Origin of the sequence: Vreelandella titanicae BH1 (genome assembly GCF_000336575.1) — a bacterium.
GTDB classification, from domain to species: domain Bacteria; phylum Pseudomonadota; class Gammaproteobacteria; order Pseudomonadales; family Halomonadaceae; genus Vreelandella; species Vreelandella titanicae.
In genome coordinates this window covers 26,443-42,908 of sequence record NZ_AOPO01000025.1, presented here as the reverse complement: position 1 = coordinate 42,908, position 16,466 = coordinate 26,443, and the positions used below count along the sequence as shown (strand labels likewise).

Here is a 16,466-nt window from a genome sequence, read left to right as displayed (position 1 = left end):
AACGAAGAACCCAGCCAACCGGCTGGGTTTTTTGTTTGCGTGGAAGAAAAGCAAAGGGTCTCCCCATGGAGAGTCCCGGAGCGCCGGCCGCCGGATGGCCGGCCCGATCATCGTCAGGCGCTTATTATGAAAAATCCCCCAGGGCTGATGCCTTGGGGGATGTTTTTGCGTGAGGGGGAGTAAATAGTAAGGAGTAAAGGGTGTGAGCTGCCAGCAAGGCTCTCCTCACTCCTTACACCCCTCACCCTTTACTAGAGAAGCATCTCTAACGCTTCAATCAGGCTATCCATCTCATCATCGGTGCCGATGGTGATGCGTAGGAAGTTGTTGAGGTCTGAGGTATTAAAATGGCGCACCAGAATGCCCCGCTCGCGTAGGCCAGCAAATAGCTGCGCGCCTTCGTGGTTAGGGTGCTGGGCGAGCACAAAGTTAGCCTTAGAGGGTAACACTTCAAAGCCCAAGGCTTCAAGGCGCCGGCGAGTGCGTTCACGGGTGGTAATAACACGCTCGCGGCAGGCTTCAAAATGCTCGACATCTTTGAGTGCGGCGATGCCTACTAAGCTTGCCAAACTATCCACTGGAAAAGAGTTAAAGGAGTCTTTTACCCGCAACAGGCCATCGATCAACTCCTCTGAGCCCACCGCATAGCCTAGCCGCAAGCCTGCCAAACTGCGTGATTTAGAAAACGTACCGGTGACGAGAAGGTTAGGGTAGCGATCAATCAGCGAAACAGCACTCTCTGCGCCGAAATCGACATACGCCTCGTCCACCAGCACTACTCGATCAGTGACGCGCTTTAGCAGCGCCTCGATAGCCGCAAGCGAATGCGCGTGGCCAGTAGGAGCGTTGGGGTTAGCGAAAATAACGCCGCTACGGTTAGCATCAGCCGCAAGAGCATCAATATCGACTTCCCACTGCTTATTGAGCGGATGCTTTCGCAGCTCAACGTCATAAAGATTGGCGTAAACGGGGTAGAAGCTATAGGTGATCGTGGGTACATCTAGTGGTGCGCCATGGCGGAAAAATGCCTGAAAGGCAAACGCCAGCACCTCATCGGAACCATTACCGACAAACACTTGGCTACTTGCTACCTGAAACGTCTCCGCCAACGCTTCACGCAGCGCTGCAGAGGTTGGGTCAGGGTAGAGGCGTAGATGATCGGTCGCGTAGTCACGCAGTGCCTCACCGACACCTGGCGCAGGTGGGTAAGGGTTTTCATTGGTATTGAGCTTTACAAGCTGCTCGCGTGGCTGCTCGCCGGGCACGTAAGGCGTAAGTTCGCGAACGGCCGGACTCCAGTATTGGCTCATGTGGGTAACCTGATTATCCTAGCAAGGTACACCATGGTCGCTTGAAGGCTAACTTAGCGCAAGCATTCGCATCGCTAGGGGTGTGCGTCGCACCTTGTAGCGGTTATGCTGTCATAAGTGCGCGTAAATAAATGTGATGTCCAACACGAGATTAAGGAGACACTCTATGCAACTTAAGAGTTTGCTGGCCGGTTCGGCCATGTTGGCACTGCTGGCTGGCTGTGCAAGCAGCCCCATGGAGCAGCAGCAAGAAGAGGCAGCTGCCGCACAGCAAAATTACCAAGGTTCATTACCTTGCCGCAATTGCGATGGTATCGATCTGGATGTCACGATGGTGGGTGAAGAGATGAGCGCGGCTGAAGAGCGTACCTTCACACTGAACGCTTCTTACCGTAACCACCCTCAAACACCGCCGGATGAAAACTACGCGGGTAACTGGGAAGTGCTAACCGGTACGCCTTCCGATCCGGACGCCACTGTTTACGAACTGACGCCAGATGGCGATGGTCAAATCTACTACTTCATGCGTATTGATGAGAGCACGTTGGAGTTGATTGATCCAGAGCGTCGCCGCTTTGAAAATGGTGAAATGCTGCAGCTAAAGCGTCAATAAGACGTTAGCCAGTAGTACAAAAGGCGGCCACTGGCCGCCTTTTGTGTTTGCTGGCACTCATGAATATAAAGTACGCGACAGTAAGTGATGAATACTAGCGGCAGCCAAGCGTAAGTTGCCACTTAGTGACAGCAACAGTAGGAGTGTAATGGCAGTGGCCAAAGCCAAAAGCGCCTTTGTGTGTACCGAGTGCGGTGCCGAATACCGTAAATGGCAGGGACAATGTAGCAGTTGCCACGAGTGGAACACGCTCAGTGAAGTGCACTTGGCGAGCGCCCGCCCTGGTGGCGGCGCAGCCCCCGGTCGATCTGGCTACGCGGGTGATCTGTCCCGTGAAGTGATCGACCTGGGCAATGTGGATCTTAGTGAAGTGCCGCGTATGAGCTCGACGTTCGCGGAGTTTGATCGCGTGCTAGGCGGAGGGTTGGTGCCCGGGTCAGCGGTTCTGTTGGGTGGTAATCCTGGGGCGGGCAAATCGACCCTGCTGCTGCAAACGGCCTGCAAGTTGGCCCAGCAGCGGCGTATCCTCTATGTGACCGGTGAGGAGTCACTCTCCCAGGTAGCGATGCGTGCGCACCGCCTACAGTTGCCCACCAATGGTTTGAAAATGCTGGCCGAGACCAGTGTAGAAACTATTCTGGCGGTGTCTGAGCGGGAGAAGCCAGAGATTCTGGTGATTGACTCCATCCAAACCATGCATCTGGAAGATATCAGTTCTGCACCCGGTGGCGTTGCCCAGGTGCGCGAGTCAGCCGCGGCGCTAACGCGCTTCGCCAAAAAGACTAATACGGTTTTGCTGCTGGTAGGTCACGTCACTAAGGACGGTTCGCTGGCGGGCCCTAAAGTGCTTGAGCATATGATTGATGCCTCGCTGCTATTAGAGGGGGGCGCCGACTCACGCTTTCGTACCCTGCGAGGGCAGAAAAACCGCTTTGGTGCCGTCAACGAGCTAGGCGTCTTCGCTATGCTTGAACAGGGCCTTAAAGAAGTTAAAAACCCCAGCGCGATTTTTCTTTCTCGCCAGGAGGAGCAGGCGCCAGGTAGTTTAGTCATGGTGGTGTGGGAAGGCACACGGCCGATTCTGGTCGAGGTACAGGCGCTGGTGGATGAGTCTGCGCTGGGTAATCCTCGTCGAGTCGCCGTCGGCGTGGATCAAAACCGTCTGGCCATGCTGTTAGCGGTACTTAATCGCCACGGCGGCCTGTTTACCGGCGATCAGGACGTATTTTTAAACGTCGTCGGAGGTGTCAAAGTGCTCGAAACCAGCGCTGATTTGGCAGTACTGTTGGCGGTGGTCTCTAGCCTGCAAAACCGGGCCCTGCCCAAAGAGCTGGTGGTCTTTGGTGAGGTTGGGCTATCGGGCGAGATACGCCCGGTGCCCAGCGGCCAAGAACGCATTGCCGAAGCGGCCAAGCACGGTTTTCTCCGCGCCATTGTACCGCGCGCTAACGCACCCAAGCAGGCGCCTAAGGGTATGGAAGTGATCGCTGTTGATAAACTCAGCGATGCGCTGGACGCCCTGTAGCCTGGACGATACTGGGTTAAACTGATGATATTCCCCAAGTGCCAAGGAGAGACACGATGAGTTCGATTCGCTTGACCCAATATAGCCACGGCGCGGGCTGTGGCTGCAAAATCGCCCCGGACGTGCTGGATGGCATTCTTGCCAAGGCGGGGCCAGCGGCGGGCCATAAGCGGCTTATCGTCGGCAATCAGGGACGAGAAGATGCGGCTGTCTACGATCTGGGCGATGGGCGGGGCATGATTGCCACTACGGATTTCTTTATGCCCATTGTCGACGACCCCTTCGATTTTGGCCGTATCGCGGCGACCAATGCCATCAGCGATGTTTACGCCATGGGCGGCACGCCGGTGATGGCGTTAGGTATTCTCGGTTGGCCGCTGGATAAACTCAGCGCTGAAGTGGCGGGGGACGTAATGGCCGGCGCCCAGGCGGTGTGTCGCGAATTAGGCGTTGCCCTGGCGGGCGGTCACTCTATTGATGCGCCCGAGCCGATTTTCGGACTCGCGGTAAATGGCTTAGTCGACCTGGATAAGCTCAAGCTAAACAGCACCGCCAAACCGGGTGATCTACTGTTTTTAACCAAGCCGTTAGGCGTAGGCATGCTAACCACAGCAGAGAAACGTGGCTTGCTGGAAATGGGCCACCATGGTCTTGCCCGTGAAACGATGCTCAAGCCCAATAGTATTGGTGTGAAGCTTGCCAATGTAAAAGGGGTGAATGCCATGACTGATGTTACTGGTTTTGGCTTGGCGGGCCACCTTGCTGAAATGTGCCAGGCCAGTAACGTCATGGCCCAGATTGATTTCCGTAAGTTGCCTCGTCTGGCCGAGGCAGAGTCCTACCGCCGCCAAGGCGCTGTGCCTGGTGGTACGCTGCGCAATCGTGATGCGCTGGGGGAGAGCCTGCCGGCCATGGATGAAGCCCACTGGCAGTGGTTATGTGACCCCCAGACTTCCGGCGGCCTGCTGCTCAGCGTTGACCCCGCCTGGGAGGATGACGTTGAGCGTATTGGTCGCGAATTCGGCCTGTCGTTACAGTCATTCGGCGTCATGAAGGCGCGCCAGGGTAAAGTCTCCATCGAGGTGGTCGGGTGACACTGGCCACAACTCCAGCCACCACACCGGCGGTATTGGGTTTAATTAGAGAAGAGCGACCGCTAATAGATGTGCGCGCCCCGGTGGAGTTTGCCCAGGGCGCGCTGCCCGGTGCCGTCAATCTGCCCTTAATGGTCGATGACGAGCGTCATCAGGTGGGCATCGCTTATAAGAAGCATGGTCAAGCCGCGGCGATTGAGCTAGGTGAGCGTTTAGTCAGCGGCGAGGTCAAGCAGGCTCGGGTCGCAGCGTGGCAGAAGTACTTAGCCGAATACCCAGATGCATTGATTTACTGCTTTCGCGGTGGACTGCGCTCGCAAATTGCTCAGCAGTGGCTGGAAGAGGCCGGTATCTCCAGGCCACGGCTGGAGGGTGGCTGGAAGGCTATGCGCCAAGCGCTCTGTGAGCGCATTGATACGGCCGCGCTTCAGCCAATGCTGGTTGTTGCCGGGCTCACCGGGTGTGCAAAAACAGCGCTGATTAATCAGCTCGATAATGGCGTCGACCTGGAAGCTTATGCGCACCACAAAGGTTCTGCTTTTGGACGCAGACCTGAAGAGCCTGCTACTCAAATCAACTTTGAGCATGCGCTGGCCAAGCGGCTAATCGGGCTGATGGAAGGGCTGGTCATCGAAGATGAATCCCGTCAGATTGGCAACGCCAATATTCCCTTGAACTTCTGGCGGGCGCAGCAGCAAGCGCCGCGGGTGCGTATCGAAATGCCGCTGGATTGGCGCCTTGCTCAGATTCAGCAGGACTATATTATCGGCCTGGAGCAGGCCTATGCCGCTCGTCATGGGGCCTACCAGGGCTGGCAATTAATGCAGGCGCAGTTAAGTAATTCCCTTATCCGACTAGGAAAACGCTTGGGTAACGCGCGCCTTCAGCGCTTACAGCGGCTGCAGGCGCTGGCATTCAAAGAGCATGCCCAGGGCAACCCCCAATCCCATGAAGCCTGGCTTGCGCCGCTGCTCACCGAGTACTACGACCCGCTCTACCGCTACCATTTAGAGAAGCAGCGCGACGCTGCGCCGCCAGAGATTCATGTGGGCGATTGGGATAGCTGCCTAGAGGCCGCCAGGCAGTGGAACCGCTGACGCTTGCTACGGTTACGCTGCTTTAAGCCACTGGGTCATCAGTCGGTCGAGCTGTGGCGCGAGGTGAATAAAGCGGTTGGGGTCTTCTAATATTTGGGCCGCATCCTGAACATAGCGGGTAGTGGAAGGTGACGCTCCAGGCCACTCGGCTGTGCCCAGTAGCTGTTTCACGCTAGCCGCAGTGGCTTCCAGGTGGCACAGCAGGCCGATGACACGACCTCTGTCCCATGCAAACCCTTGCAGCGGTGCAGCTTCGCTACCGCCTAGGGGCAGCGCATCGTCGGGTAAACTGAAGACATAGCGATGCCACATAAAAGCGCTGAATGTTTCGGGTAAATCCAGCAAGCTTTCCGGCGCTAGGGTGACTGTATGCCAGCCTGTTTCAGTATAGGTACCAGGCGCTACCACCGAGCCCAGTGCCTGGGCTATCCAGTGGGCGCCTACGCCAATACCCAACAGCGGTTTTTGGCCATCCAAATAGCGGTTGATGAGCTTATCTTCGGCTTTAAACCACGCCGGAGGATGGCTGAGTAGCTCTTCTGGGCCATCAAGTATAATCAGTGCATCAGACTCGTTTGGGCGGGGCGTTAGCTCGCCTGCGTAGAGATGAAAAACGGTGTAACTATGACCCATACTGGTTAGCCAATCGGTTAACCGGGCGGGGCCATGGTCAGGGCCGTGCTGTAGCAGATGAATATGCATGGTAATCTCCTCGCCGGCCGTACAATCATCAAAGCGCTGGGGAACCGCCCCAAGCGTAGAGAGACGATAACGTACCCGCTACTTTTCACCAATATCCCACGTCAAGCGATCCAGGAAATCAGTATGGTGTCGAAACCCCAGGGCTTTTACCAACGGTTACAAGAGCTCCCGCTACCTGCCCAGCAAGCCTTTATGGGGGCGTTGTGCGAGCGTTTGTTGCCAAACTATATGCTTTATCAGCAAACCACCGGCCACGGCGATAGCCATACGCTAGGTACCGTGCTGAGTTTGGTCTGGGAGCGGCTTAATGTGCCCAATGCCAGTATCGACTTTGCCCGCCAAGCGGAAAAGTTAGCCGAGTGTGAGCCGCCCGAAGAGGATGACAGCTTTGGTGCCCGGCGCGCCCTGGATGCAGTGGTGTCGGTCTCAGCGCTGCTGGATACCCTGCAAGGCGACTCCCCAGAGGCCGTGCTGGATGTTAGCCGCACATCCCGAGCGGGCGTACGCGCCTTTATAGAACTCACTGAAGGCGAGGTGGACGCGCAAAAGCTAGCGCTGATTATTCGCGACCATCCGTTGATGGACGACGAAAACGATTTTCAGGATGCCGTATTGGATGCCGTATTGGAAGCCGTCAGCGAACCGCTGGATAAGGCGTCGCTGAAAGAGGTGCGTGAATTAGGTCGCAATGGTGGCATCAGCAATCTGGGTTTATCGCTAGACGACGTTGAGGAGTAGCGACTAAAAGCGCACCCCTGCGGTTATCATCATGCCTGCGGTGCCGAAAATGATCAGGTCTGATTCAAACCGGCCCCATTGCACACCGATACTGGGGAGTGCGGCCGGGGCGATTTCCAAGTGATTGAGCGGAATTTTGTCGCGATACTCGCCTTTATAGCCGCGCAGGAGTCCGCCAGTGAGTTTGGCGCGCACGTTTATCCCCTGATCGGTTTGCCAAAGAGGGAACTCCCGCCCCGCATAGAAGTACCAAGAGGGCTGATCGAAGGAGTTTTTGAACCAAGCCCCGCCCGCTAACCAGTGATTCGGATTATGCAGTTCAATGCTAACCAGGTCTTGTTGGTTAGTGTGTTCCGGGTCGGGGCTGAAGTGGCGGGTATAAAGGCTGGTTTGCACCAGGGTGTGATCCCACTCCAACGACGGTGGCCAATCAGGTAGCGTGAAGGCAGTAGCAGGCGTGCTTAATAGCAGGCCTGCGAGCCATCCCATCCATGGGTGTAAACGAAACATTCGAAGCTCCTGGTTGATAGAGGGCATTTTAAAGCCGCATTTCGATACCGCGTTCGGCCATATAGCGCTTAGCTTCAGGGATGGTGTATTCGCCAAAATGGAAAATACTGGCGGCCAGCACTGCATCGGCACCACCTTTGAGTACGCCATCCACCAGGTGATCCAGGTTGCCCACACCGCCTGAGGCTATCACCGGAACGCTCACCGCTTCGGAAATCGCGTGGGTCACGCCCAGGTCAAAGCCAATCTTGGTGCCGTCGCGATCCATGCTGGTGAGCAGTAGTTCGCCCGCCCCGAACTCAACCATCTTCTTCGCCCATTCAACGGCGTCAAGGCCTGTTGGGCGGCGGCCGCCGTGAGTGAAAATCTCCCAACGGGGCGTTTCTCCCTCTTTAGAGACCCGTTTAGCGTCAATCGCCACCACAATGCACTGGCTACCAAAACGCTCGGCGGCTTCGCGAACAAACTCAGGGTTAGTGACCGCTGCGGTGTTGATCGAGACTTTGTCCGCTCCGGCGTTCAGCATAGTGCGAATGTCGTCACAACTGCGAATGCCGCCGCCGACGGTTAGCGGAATAAACACTTCGCCAGCAATGCGTTCAACCATCTCCACCGTCGTGTCGCGGTCTTCGTGGCTAGCGGTAATGTCGAGAAAGGTGATTTCATCGGCGCCCTGCTGGTTATAGCGCTGGGCAATCTCCACCGGATCACCGGCATCGCGAATACCGACAAAATTAACGCCTTTGACCACGCGCCCGGCGTCTACGTCGAGGCAGGGGATAATGCGTTTGGTAAGGCTCATGAACTGCCTCCCGTCAGTTGGTCGCTCAGCCGCTGAGCTTCGGCAACATCCAGGCTGCCTTCGTAAATTGCCCGACCGGTAATAGCGCCCAGGATACCGCTATCAGCAACCTCGCAGAGTGCTTTGATATCGTCCAGGTTGGTCACTCCACCGGAGGCAATCACCGGCAAACCGCCTTCGCGGGCAAGCGCCGCGGTGGCTTCCACATTGACGCCTTGCATCATGCCGTCGCGGGCAATGTCGGTGTAGACAATGCTGGAGACGCCGTCGTTGGCGAAACGCTTGGCAAGCTCAGTGGCTTTTACCGTGGAGACCTCTGCCCAGCCGTCGGTGGCGACATAGCCATCTTTGGCATCAAGTCCAACGATCACATGGCCGGGAAAAGCGCGGCACATCTCGCCCACAAAAGCGGGTTCTTTAACTGCCTTGGTGCCGATAATCACATAAGAGACACCGGCGCTTAAGTAGTGCTCGATGGTTTCCGCACTGCGAATGCCGCCACCAATTTGAATCGGCAGATCCGGGTAAGCGCGGGCGATAGCCGTCACGGCGTCACCGTTCACCGGTTTGCCTTCAAAGGCGCCGTTCAAATCTACCAGGTGCAGGCGACGGGCGCCTGCTTCTACCCAGCGCGCCGCCATGGCCACCGGGTCATTGCCGTAAGACGTCGCGTCTTCCATGCGGCCCTGCTTCAATCGGACACACTGGCCGTCTTTGAGATCAATAGCGGGAATTACCAACATACAAAATCCTCTCAGGGCGTCCAGGTGACAAAGTTTTCAAGCAGGCGAAGGCCCGCGCGGGAGCTTTTTTCGGGGTGAAACTGCACCGCGAAGGTCGCGTCACGGCCAATGGCCACGTGGGCGGTTACCTTGCCGTATTGGGTCGTACCAAATACTTGTGCATCTTCATCGGCATTAACGTAGTAGCTATGCACGAAGTAGAAGTGTTCGTGATTATCAATACCTGCCCAGAGTGGGTGTTCATGGTGCTGCTCTACCACGTTCCAGCCCATGTGCGGTACTTTCAAGCGCTGCTCGTGGGCGTCGCGCATATCGCCAGGGAAACGATCTACACTGCCTTTAAAGAACCCCAGGCACTCTACGCCGCCATTCTCTTCGCTGCGCTCCAGTAGCATCTGCTGGCCCACGCAGATACCCAGCAGCGGTTTGGCCTGGCGGGTTAAGATATCCTCCACCAACCCGCGTAACTCGGTGCGCTCAAGTTCGCCAACGCAGTCGCGAATGGCCCCTTGGCCCGGTAGCACTAAACGCGTTGCGCCGAGGATACGGCGCGGGTCGCGGGTAATGACGACATTCTCATGGGTCACATGCTCCAGCGCTTTGGCTACAGAATGAAGATTGCCCATTCCATAGTCGATTACAGCAATGGTCATGAAGCGCTCCTTGGAGAAGTGGACAAAATAGGGCTAACGGCAAAGCCCGTGGCATCGCGCAGGCTACAGCGCAGCATCATAAGCTCCCTTTGGTGGAGGGCATTTGGCCTGCCATGCGCGGGTCTTCCATCACGGCCATGCGGAGTGCTCTGCCAAAGGCCTTGAAGATCGTTTCCGCCTGATGGTGAGCATTAAAGCCTTTGATGTTGTCGATATGCAGCGTCACGCGGGCGTGATTGACAAAGCCTTGGAAAAACTCCCAGAACAACTGAGTGTCCAGGCTACCGATAGTGTCGCGGGTGAATTCAACATTCATAAACAGACCAGGTCGACCGGAAAAGTCGATCACTACCCGGGAGAGTGCTTCATCAAGAGGAACATAGGCGTGACCATAACGGTAAATGCCGCGTTTATCGCCAATTGCTTCAAAAAAAGCTTGGCCTAGCGTAATACCCAGGTCTTCTACGGTATGGTGGTCGTCAATATGCAGGTCGCCAGTGGCATTGATGTCGAGATCGATCATCCCGTGGCGAGCAACTTGATCAAGCATATGATCCAGGAACGGAACGCCGGTTTGGCAGCTAAGACGGCCTTCGCCATCGAGATTGACGCTGACCTTGATCTGCGTTTCGTTGGTGTCACGGCTAACCGTGGCAATACGCGCTGACATGTTGCATCTCCTGCGCTGAAGCGCACTCTGAGGGATGGCTGGTGGCGATCATCAACTTACCACTGATTTGATCGGCCTGTGGCGAAGCGACCATTATAGTGAATCGGCGCCCTCATCCGCTACAATGCGCGAAATGTAGCCGTAATCAATTGCGGCAGAAATAGCAGCCAGGCTGCTTTGGCGAAGAGGATTTCACCATGCCGGTGACACTGCACCATGTCGACCAGGCCCGTTGGGAAGCCGATGAGCAGGTGCGCCTTGATCTTATGCGCATCTATCAGGATGCGCCCCAAGAGCGTATGCCCACCCCAACGGTTGAGCCATTTATTGAGCAACATTTTGCAGGCCAGCACTTTTTTGCCTGTGCTCTCTTCAACGATCGGCTGCTGGGGGCCGTCGCCGTTCAGGAGGGCGCAGACCGGGCGTGGTGGCTATCTGAGCTCTGCGTGCGCAAAACCACCCGTCGCCGTGGCGTCGGTTCGCGCTTGATGGCGCTGCTTGGCGAGCAAGCCAAGCAGGAAGGCCGTGTCCTGCGCATTGAAACGTCCACTTTACCACTGGCCGACCGCGTGCTGCTCTCCAAGCTAGGTTACCGGCCAATGGCCAACCCAGAAACGCCGGCAGCGGGTATGCCCGCCACCAGTGATTTTGTTGAGTTAGACCCACAAGGGAAAGGGTAATGAAACAGCTATTACGTATCTTGCTGGCAGCAGTCGGCATTCTCGCCATCGTTGCGGTCGCCGCCGTGGTCTACGTGACCACCTTTCTGGATCCAGAAGACTTCAAGCCCCGTTTAACTGCTGTCGTGGAGGAGCAAACGGGACTCAACTTGGCGTTGGAAGGCCCGATTACCTGGTCATTCTACCCGCGTATCGGCGTCAGTGTAGAGAAAGCCCGCGCCTGGTTGCCCGAGCAGGCTGAAGAGAGTGCTGCCTTTGCGGCTATTGACCGCGCCGAGGTGAGCGTGGCATTCGGCCCGCTATTGCGAGGGGAAATTGCCGTCGACGGCCTAACCCTGGACGGTATGCGCCTTAACTTAGAGCGCGATGAACAGGGTGAGGGTAACTGGGAGCCCTTGTTAGAGCGCCTTTCTGAGCACAATGAAAGCGCGGCTGAAACGGTGCTGGCGCCCGCCAGTGCTGGCCCCAATGCGGACGCCGGTAGCTTGGCCGTGGTGTTGAGTATTGCCAGCGTTGAAGTGAAAAACGCCGACATTCGCTTCCGCGATGCGCAAACCCAAGCACTGTGGCGTATGCAGCAACTGAATATCTCGGGTAGTAACGTTAACCCGCTGCGCGCCTTTCCGCTGAAGGCTATGTTCACACTGACCAAGCATAACCGGCTCGATGCCGAGGTATTGGAGCGTGCCCCTGATCTGACCAGCGATATCAATCTTGAAACACGCGTGCGGCTTGGGTTGGCAGATAAGCTTTTCGCCCTGGAAAATATGGCACTGACCACTCGAACCACCAAGGGGGCAGAGAGCGAGCCACAGCAGCTGAGCTTGAAGGCCGCCGAGTTGGTTGCCCGTATGGGCGAGCAGCAGCTCACCATTAAAGAGGGGCTGCTCGAAACGGGCCTGCGTAATGCGGATAACTGGCAGGGCAGCTTGGCGTTGGCGCTCGCCTTTGGCCTGGAGGGCGACTGGCAGGCACAAACGGCGCAGTTGAAAGACTTGCAGCTCACCGGGCCGGATGGCCTAAGGGTGAGTGGGCACCTTAATATTGAGCAGTTGCGCGATGACCCCCGTTATCGTGGTCAGCTAACAGCTGCCCCCTTTACGCTACGCCCCTGGCTTGCCCGTGCTGGCGTTACCCTAACCACCGCGGGCGAGGCCGCGCTCAGCGATGTGGCCATGACCAGTCCTATCGAAGGTGATGCCGAGCAATTCTCTTTGCCTAGCCTCTCGTTGGTCGTCGACGACAGCACCTTTACCGGCGAGCTGACGGCGGCGCTGAATGGCTCACGCCTGGCGTTCGATTTAGCCGGTGACCAACTAGACCTTGATCGCTATCTTCCCGGTGAGGCCACCGCCAAACAGGCGAGTCGCGGCTTGCTACGTAAAGCCTTTGCTCAGGAAAACAACACATTAGTGCCGCAATCGTTGCTCAGCGGGCTGGCGTTAGAGGGCGACCTGAGCGTGGATACGCTTATTTTTGCGGGCCTGACCTTCAACAATCCACGCTTGCAACTGCGTGGTGACGACGGCGTTCATCGGCTAACGGCGTTTGAGTCGGGCTTCTATGAGGGGGAACTCAGCGCTACCGGCCAGGTTGATGCTACGGATTCCATCCTTGAGTGGGCGCTATCGCCGACTATTAACAACGTTCAGGTGGCGCCGTTGATTGAAGCGATCAGTGAAAAAGAGGAGGCATCACCACTGCGCGGTCGCTTTAATTTAACCGGGGATGTCACCAGTCAGGGCAATACCCGTGAAGCGCTTATCGGCAACCTCAATGGCGCGCTTAATGCTCGTCTAAACGAAGGCGCCATTTTAAATACCAACATTTCCAAGCAAATGTGTGAACTGGTTGCCCAGTTAGAGGGGCAGGGCACTTTGCGGGATTGGCACACCGATACTCGCTTTGAGCGTTTTGATGCTACCTTCCAAATCAGTAACGGCTTAGTGGAGAGTGACGACCTGCTGATCACCCTGCCCGGCATCGATGTGCGTGGAGAAGGAGAACTGGATCTTGCCAGCTTGAACTTTGATACCCGTGCGAATGCCCGCTTGGTCGACACCGCCGACGCGGCCTGTGAAGTTAACCCGCGCCTGGAACAACTGCCGCTGCCCGTACGCTGTGAAGGTAATCTTGGCGATGAACGCACCGAGTGGTGCCGATTCGACCGTGAGATGTTCCAGACCGCCGTGGTTGACCTGCTGCGTAACGAGGCGGGTGATCGTGTTAATGAAGAGCTGGAGGAGCGTCTAGGCGACTCTTTAGATGAGTTGGATGAACGCCTTGGCGAAGGTGCTGCTCAAGAACTTCGTGATGGTCTACGCAGCCTGTTTAACTGAGCATTGACGCAGGGATGTGAAGTGACGCATTTATCGAAACAGTAAGTGCTGCGCCGGCCTAAACGCCGGCGCTTTTTTATTGGCACTGGTGCCTGCCCATTGCTGTTTCATATACCCATTTCTGTTTAAGGAGCGTGCATGGCAGATATGCCCACGCCGCGGCTAGCGGCAAACGAATTCCAACAACGCTTACTGGATTGGTTTGACCGCTACGGCCGTCACGACTTACCGTGGCAGTCGCCGCGTAGCGCCTACCGCGTGTGGGTGTCGGAAATCATGCTGCAGCAAACCCAGGTTGCCACCGTTATCGGCTATTTTGAGCGTTTCATGGCGCGCTTTCCTACCCTGGAGAGTCTCGCCAAGGCCCCACAGGATGAAGTGCTGCACCTCTGGACGGGCCTTGGTTACTATGCCCGTGCGCGCAACTTGCATAAAGCTGCCCAGGTTGCGTTAGTGGAGCACAATGGCGAGCTGCCGACGGAAAGTATCGACGCATTAGTCGCTTTGCCTGGTATTGGCCGCTCCACCGCTGGCGCTATCATTGCGCAAAGCACAGGGCAGCGTGCGGCTATTTTAGATGGCAATGTAAAGCGCTCGCTCACTCGTTTGCATGCGCTGCCCGGTTGGCCGGGTAAGCCAGATGTGGAGAGAAAGCTGTGGTCGCTGGCGGAGTACTACACCCCAACAGAGCGCCTGGCGGATTACACCCAGGCGATGATGGATTTTGGCGCTACGCTATGTAAACGCAGCAAACCAGACTGCCTGAGCTGCCCATTTAACGATGTCTGTTTGGCCTACGCCCAAGGCGAACCAAAGCGCTACCCGGAATCCAAACCCAAAAAGGCGCTGCCCACACGACAAACGATCATGCTGATGCTGCGTGACCCGGAAGGCCGGATATGGCTCGAGAAACGCCCTCCCAGCGGTCTGTGGGGCGGGTTATGGAGTTTGCCGCAGTTTGAGAAGCACAGCGAGCTCAACGACTGGCTTGAAGACAACGCTGTGAACCCTAAACGGGGAACTACATCGCCTAGCTTTTACCACACCTTCAGCCATTTTCGCTTAGAGATTACCCCGCAGCCGGTGAGCTGCGATAGGCTGGGCGGTGTTCGTGAAAGCGGCGTATGGTACGACGTTAACCGTCCGCCTGAACTGGGCCTTGCTGCTCCCGTTAAAGCGCTGCTCAGCCAGCTAACGCCCTTTAGCCTCAATCCGACACCAGGGCACGCTTAAGCGTTTGCTAGCTGATTGGATGAGATCATTGAATGAAGTCGCAGAACCAGGAGCACGTTATGAGCAATACCGTTTTTTGCCGCAAGTACCAAAAAGAGTTGGAAGCACTGCCATTCCCACCTTTGCCGGGTAAGCAGGGGCAGGAGATTCAGGCCACCGTTTCCAAGCCCGCTTGGGAAGCCTGGCAGGCGTTGCAAACCCGCCTGATCAATGAAAAGCACCTCAACATGCTCGACCCCGAATCCCGTGCGTATCTAATGGAGCAGATGCAGCGCTTCCTGGACAACCAGGAAACCGACCAAGCCGAAGGCTATGTGCCGCCTAAGCAGGTATGAATAGCAGGGCATGAAGAGAGCGGTTGTTCGTTCTGAGTACAAGGTGGATTGATCAAGCAACTGACTTGTAATTAGTGGCTCTAGGTATGGGTGTATCGAAGGCCGAGCCAGAGATGGCGTAGGAAAAAAGACTTCTAAGCATCGGTATCGCAAGAAAGTTTCACAAAGGTGTTGACGGAAAGCGGCGTTTTTAGTTTAATACGCACCGTTGGCAGCGGCCAGATAGCTCAGTTGGTAGAGCAGGGGATTGAAAATCCCCGTGTCGGCGGTTCGATTCCGTCTCTGGCCACCACACTGCTGGGGTATCGCCAAGTGGTAAGGCACCGCTTTTTGGTAGCGGCATTCCCAGGTTCGAATCCTGGTACCCCAGCCATTGCCAACAAGATTTCTTGTTGATTGCAGAGCCTAACAGCGAAGCAATCAAGTTCTCAAGAAAACGTGAAGCGCCGACATAGCTCAGTTGGTAGAGCAACTGACTTGTAATCAGTAGGTCCCGGGTTCGACTCCTGGTGTCGGCACCACTGAAAAGTGGTTAAAAGCTAAACGTTAGAGAATTAGATTAAGCCGTCCGAAAGGGCGGCTTTTTCGTGTGTGTCTACGATATCTGTATTTATAAAGTTTCCATGTCGTTGATTGAGTAAAGTAGTGAGCATAAAGTATGTTTTGGGCTCACTCGTGGACTGAATTTTGCTAGTGAGCTAATACGTAATTTCTATTTAGCTTGGCATTTCAGGGTGAATCTCGATGATTCCACTTCATGATGACTTGGCATTTCTCTCCATCGTTACGCTCATCGTAGTCTCCCCAGGAGCCAATCTGTTCCTGCTGCTTCAGGCGACGCCGGTGCAAGGCCGTGTTACGGGAGTGTTGATGACCCTGGGCTTCTGTGCGGCGATCATATCTCATGCCACTTTGGCGCTCATTGGTGTTGGGGCACTCGTCGCAGCCTCTGTCACGTTATTCACTATTATAAAATTCGTGGGCGCTGCATATCTTATTTGGCTTGGCGTTAAGGCATTTCGAGCAGCACTAACGAAAACGACCCTCGCGTCGCAGGCGAAAGATTGTCAAACATTGCCGAGGATAAGCCAAAGACAAGCCTTTGTGCGGGGCTATCTCACCAATATTCTCAACCCCAAGCCCGCTATCTTTTACGTTGCGGCCTTTCCCCAGTTCCTGAGTGCCGGCGGAACGGACTACTGGCTGGGAGGGCTCGGGTTGGGGGCCAGCCATGCCCTGATCGCTCTGTTCTTCTACGGTATGGTCGTTGCCACATTGCATAGAGTCGCTGAGTGGTTAAGGAAACCACGGGTATGGAAGTCGATCCAAGGCATATCTGGCTTGGTCTTTATTCTGATCGGAGGTCGCCTCTTGATTTCGCGCTCCCCGGCCTGATTCTTATAGACTTGGTGAGTTTAAAGT

At 56.0% G+C, this 16,466-nt stretch carries 18 protein-coding genes and 3 tRNA genes; 14 read left to right on the top strand and 7 right to left on the bottom strand.

Translation table 11 applies throughout. From position 1 onward, the window contains the following. Positions 1-183 (top strand): hypothetical protein (locus tag HALTITAN_RS26155; RefSeq protein WP_236614995.1); only part of this gene is annotated, 183 nt, incomplete at its 5' end. Between the two features lie 68 nt (positions 184-251). Here HALTITAN_RS26155 and hisC read toward each other — a convergent pair. Continuing rightward, positions 252-1,310, bottom strand: coding sequence for a histidinol-phosphate transaminase (hisC, locus tag HALTITAN_RS23565; RefSeq protein ID WP_009288598.1), 1,059 nt, complete (start codon positions 1,308-1,310; stop codon positions 252-254). 166 nt (positions 1,311-1,476) lie between these two features. On the opposite strand from hisC, the gene HALTITAN_RS23560 reads away from it, so the two are divergent. The 4 genes from HALTITAN_RS23560 (at position 1,477) to mnmH (ending at position 5,639) form a co-directional block, all read left to right on the top strand. Then, a complete protein-coding gene (locus HALTITAN_RS23560; protein ID WP_022522027.1) occupies positions 1,477-1,923 on the top strand; it encodes a copper resistance protein NlpE N-terminal domain-containing protein in 447 nt (148 codons plus the stop codon). 154 nt (positions 1,924-2,077) lie between these two features. After that, entirely contained in the window at positions 2,078-3,448 is a 1,371-nt protein-coding gene (gene radA / locus HALTITAN_RS23555; protein ID WP_027958874.1) for a DNA repair protein RadA, read from the top strand. Between the two features lie 56 nt (positions 3,449-3,504). Then, entirely contained in the window at positions 3,505-4,542 is a 1,038-nt protein-coding gene (selD, locus tag HALTITAN_RS23550; RefSeq protein ID WP_039860823.1) for a selenide, water dikinase SelD, read from the top strand. Further along, positions 4,539-5,639 (top strand): tRNA 2-selenouridine(34) synthase MnmH, encoded by a 1,101-nt coding sequence (gene mnmH, locus HALTITAN_RS23545; RefSeq protein WP_009288594.1) that lies wholly within the window; start codon positions 4,539-4,541, stop codon positions 5,637-5,639. Before selD ends, mnmH begins: the two co-directional genes overlap by 4 nt. A 12-nt stretch (positions 5,640-5,651) precedes the next feature. On the opposite strand, the gene HALTITAN_RS23540 is transcribed toward mnmH, so the two are convergent. Continuing rightward, a complete protein-coding gene (locus HALTITAN_RS23540; protein WP_009288593.1) occupies positions 5,652-6,341 on the bottom strand; it encodes a type 1 glutamine amidotransferase in 690 nt (229 codons plus the stop codon). 123 nt (positions 6,342-6,464) lie between these two features. Between HALTITAN_RS23540 and HALTITAN_RS23535 the strand changes: the two genes are divergently transcribed. Then, positions 6,465-7,079 carry a YjaG family protein gene (locus HALTITAN_RS23535; RefSeq protein ID WP_039860828.1) on the top strand — a complete coding sequence of 205 codons (615 nt, stop codon included), beginning with the start codon at positions 6,465-6,467 and terminating at the stop codon, positions 7,077-7,079. Between the two features lie 3 nt (positions 7,080-7,082). Here the strand turns inward: HALTITAN_RS23535 and HALTITAN_RS23530 are convergent, their stop codons facing one another. The 5 genes from HALTITAN_RS23530 to hisB form a co-directional block, all read right to left on the bottom strand. Continuing rightward, positions 7,083-7,589 carry a hypothetical protein gene (locus HALTITAN_RS23530; protein ID WP_039860821.1) on the bottom strand — a complete coding sequence of 169 codons (507 nt, stop codon included), beginning with the start codon at positions 7,587-7,589 and terminating at the stop codon, positions 7,083-7,085. A gap of 28 nt (positions 7,590-7,617) precedes the next feature. Continuing rightward, a complete protein-coding gene (gene hisF, locus HALTITAN_RS23525; protein ID WP_008957631.1) occupies positions 7,618-8,391 on the bottom strand; it encodes an imidazole glycerol phosphate synthase subunit HisF in 774 nt (257 codons plus the stop codon). Next, on the bottom strand, positions 8,388-9,134 hold the full coding sequence (hisA, locus tag HALTITAN_RS23520) for a 1-(5-phosphoribosyl)-5-[(5-phosphoribosylamino)methylideneamino]imidazole-4-carboxamide isomerase (RefSeq protein ID WP_009288592.1): 747 nt from the start codon (positions 9,132-9,134) through the stop codon (positions 8,388-8,390). The genes hisF and hisA overlap by 4 nt, the downstream gene beginning before the upstream one ends. A gap of 11 nt (positions 9,135-9,145) precedes the next feature. Further along, positions 9,146-9,787 (bottom strand): imidazole glycerol phosphate synthase subunit HisH, encoded by a 642-nt coding sequence (gene hisH / locus HALTITAN_RS23515; RefSeq protein WP_022522036.1) that lies wholly within the window; start codon positions 9,785-9,787, stop codon positions 9,146-9,148. Positions 9,788-9,863: 76 nt separating this feature from the next. Then, positions 9,864-10,457: an imidazoleglycerol-phosphate dehydratase HisB gene (gene hisB, locus HALTITAN_RS23510; RefSeq protein WP_009288591.1), complete on the bottom strand. Its 594-nt coding sequence runs from the start codon at positions 10,455-10,457 to the stop codon at positions 9,864-9,866. Between the two features lie 197 nt (positions 10,458-10,654). Here hisB and HALTITAN_RS23505 point away from each other — a divergent pair, with 197 nt between their 5' ends. The 8 genes from HALTITAN_RS23505 to HALTITAN_RS23470 all read left to right on the top strand — a co-directional run bounded on the left by HALTITAN_RS23505 (position 10,655) and on the right by HALTITAN_RS23470 (position 16,439). After that, on the top strand, positions 10,655-11,137 hold the full coding sequence (locus tag HALTITAN_RS23505) for a GNAT family N-acetyltransferase (protein ID WP_009288590.1): 483 nt from the start codon (positions 10,655-10,657) through the stop codon (positions 11,135-11,137). Then, positions 11,137-13,476, top strand: coding sequence for an AsmA family protein (locus HALTITAN_RS23500; protein ID WP_039860819.1), 2,340 nt, complete (start codon positions 11,137-11,139; stop codon positions 13,474-13,476). Before HALTITAN_RS23505 ends, HALTITAN_RS23500 begins: the two co-directional genes overlap by 1 nt. Before the next feature lie 138 nt (positions 13,477-13,614). After that, positions 13,615-14,709 carry an A/G-specific adenine glycosylase gene (gene mutY / locus HALTITAN_RS23495; protein WP_009288589.1) on the top strand — a complete coding sequence of 365 codons (1,095 nt, stop codon included), beginning with the start codon at positions 13,615-13,617 and terminating at the stop codon, positions 14,707-14,709. Positions 14,710-14,768: 59 nt separating this feature from the next. Further along, entirely contained in the window at positions 14,769-15,044 is a 276-nt protein-coding gene (locus HALTITAN_RS23490) for an oxidative damage protection protein (protein WP_027958863.1), read from the top strand. Positions 15,045-15,260: 216 nt separating this feature from the next. After that, positions 15,261-15,336 (top strand) — tRNA-Phe (locus HALTITAN_RS23485). 6 nt (positions 15,337-15,342) lie between these two features. Further along, a tRNA-Gln gene (locus HALTITAN_RS23480) sits at positions 15,343-15,417 on the top strand. Between the two features lie 72 nt (positions 15,418-15,489). Beyond that, positions 15,490-15,565: transfer RNA gene (locus tag HALTITAN_RS23475), tRNA-Thr, on the top strand. Positions 15,566-15,788: 223 nt separating this feature from the next. Further along, complete coding sequence (locus tag HALTITAN_RS23470) at positions 15,789-16,439, top strand: LysE family translocator (protein WP_009288588.1); 651 nt, start codon at positions 15,789-15,791, stop codon at positions 16,437-16,439. Positions 16,440-16,466 lie beyond the last annotated feature (27 nt).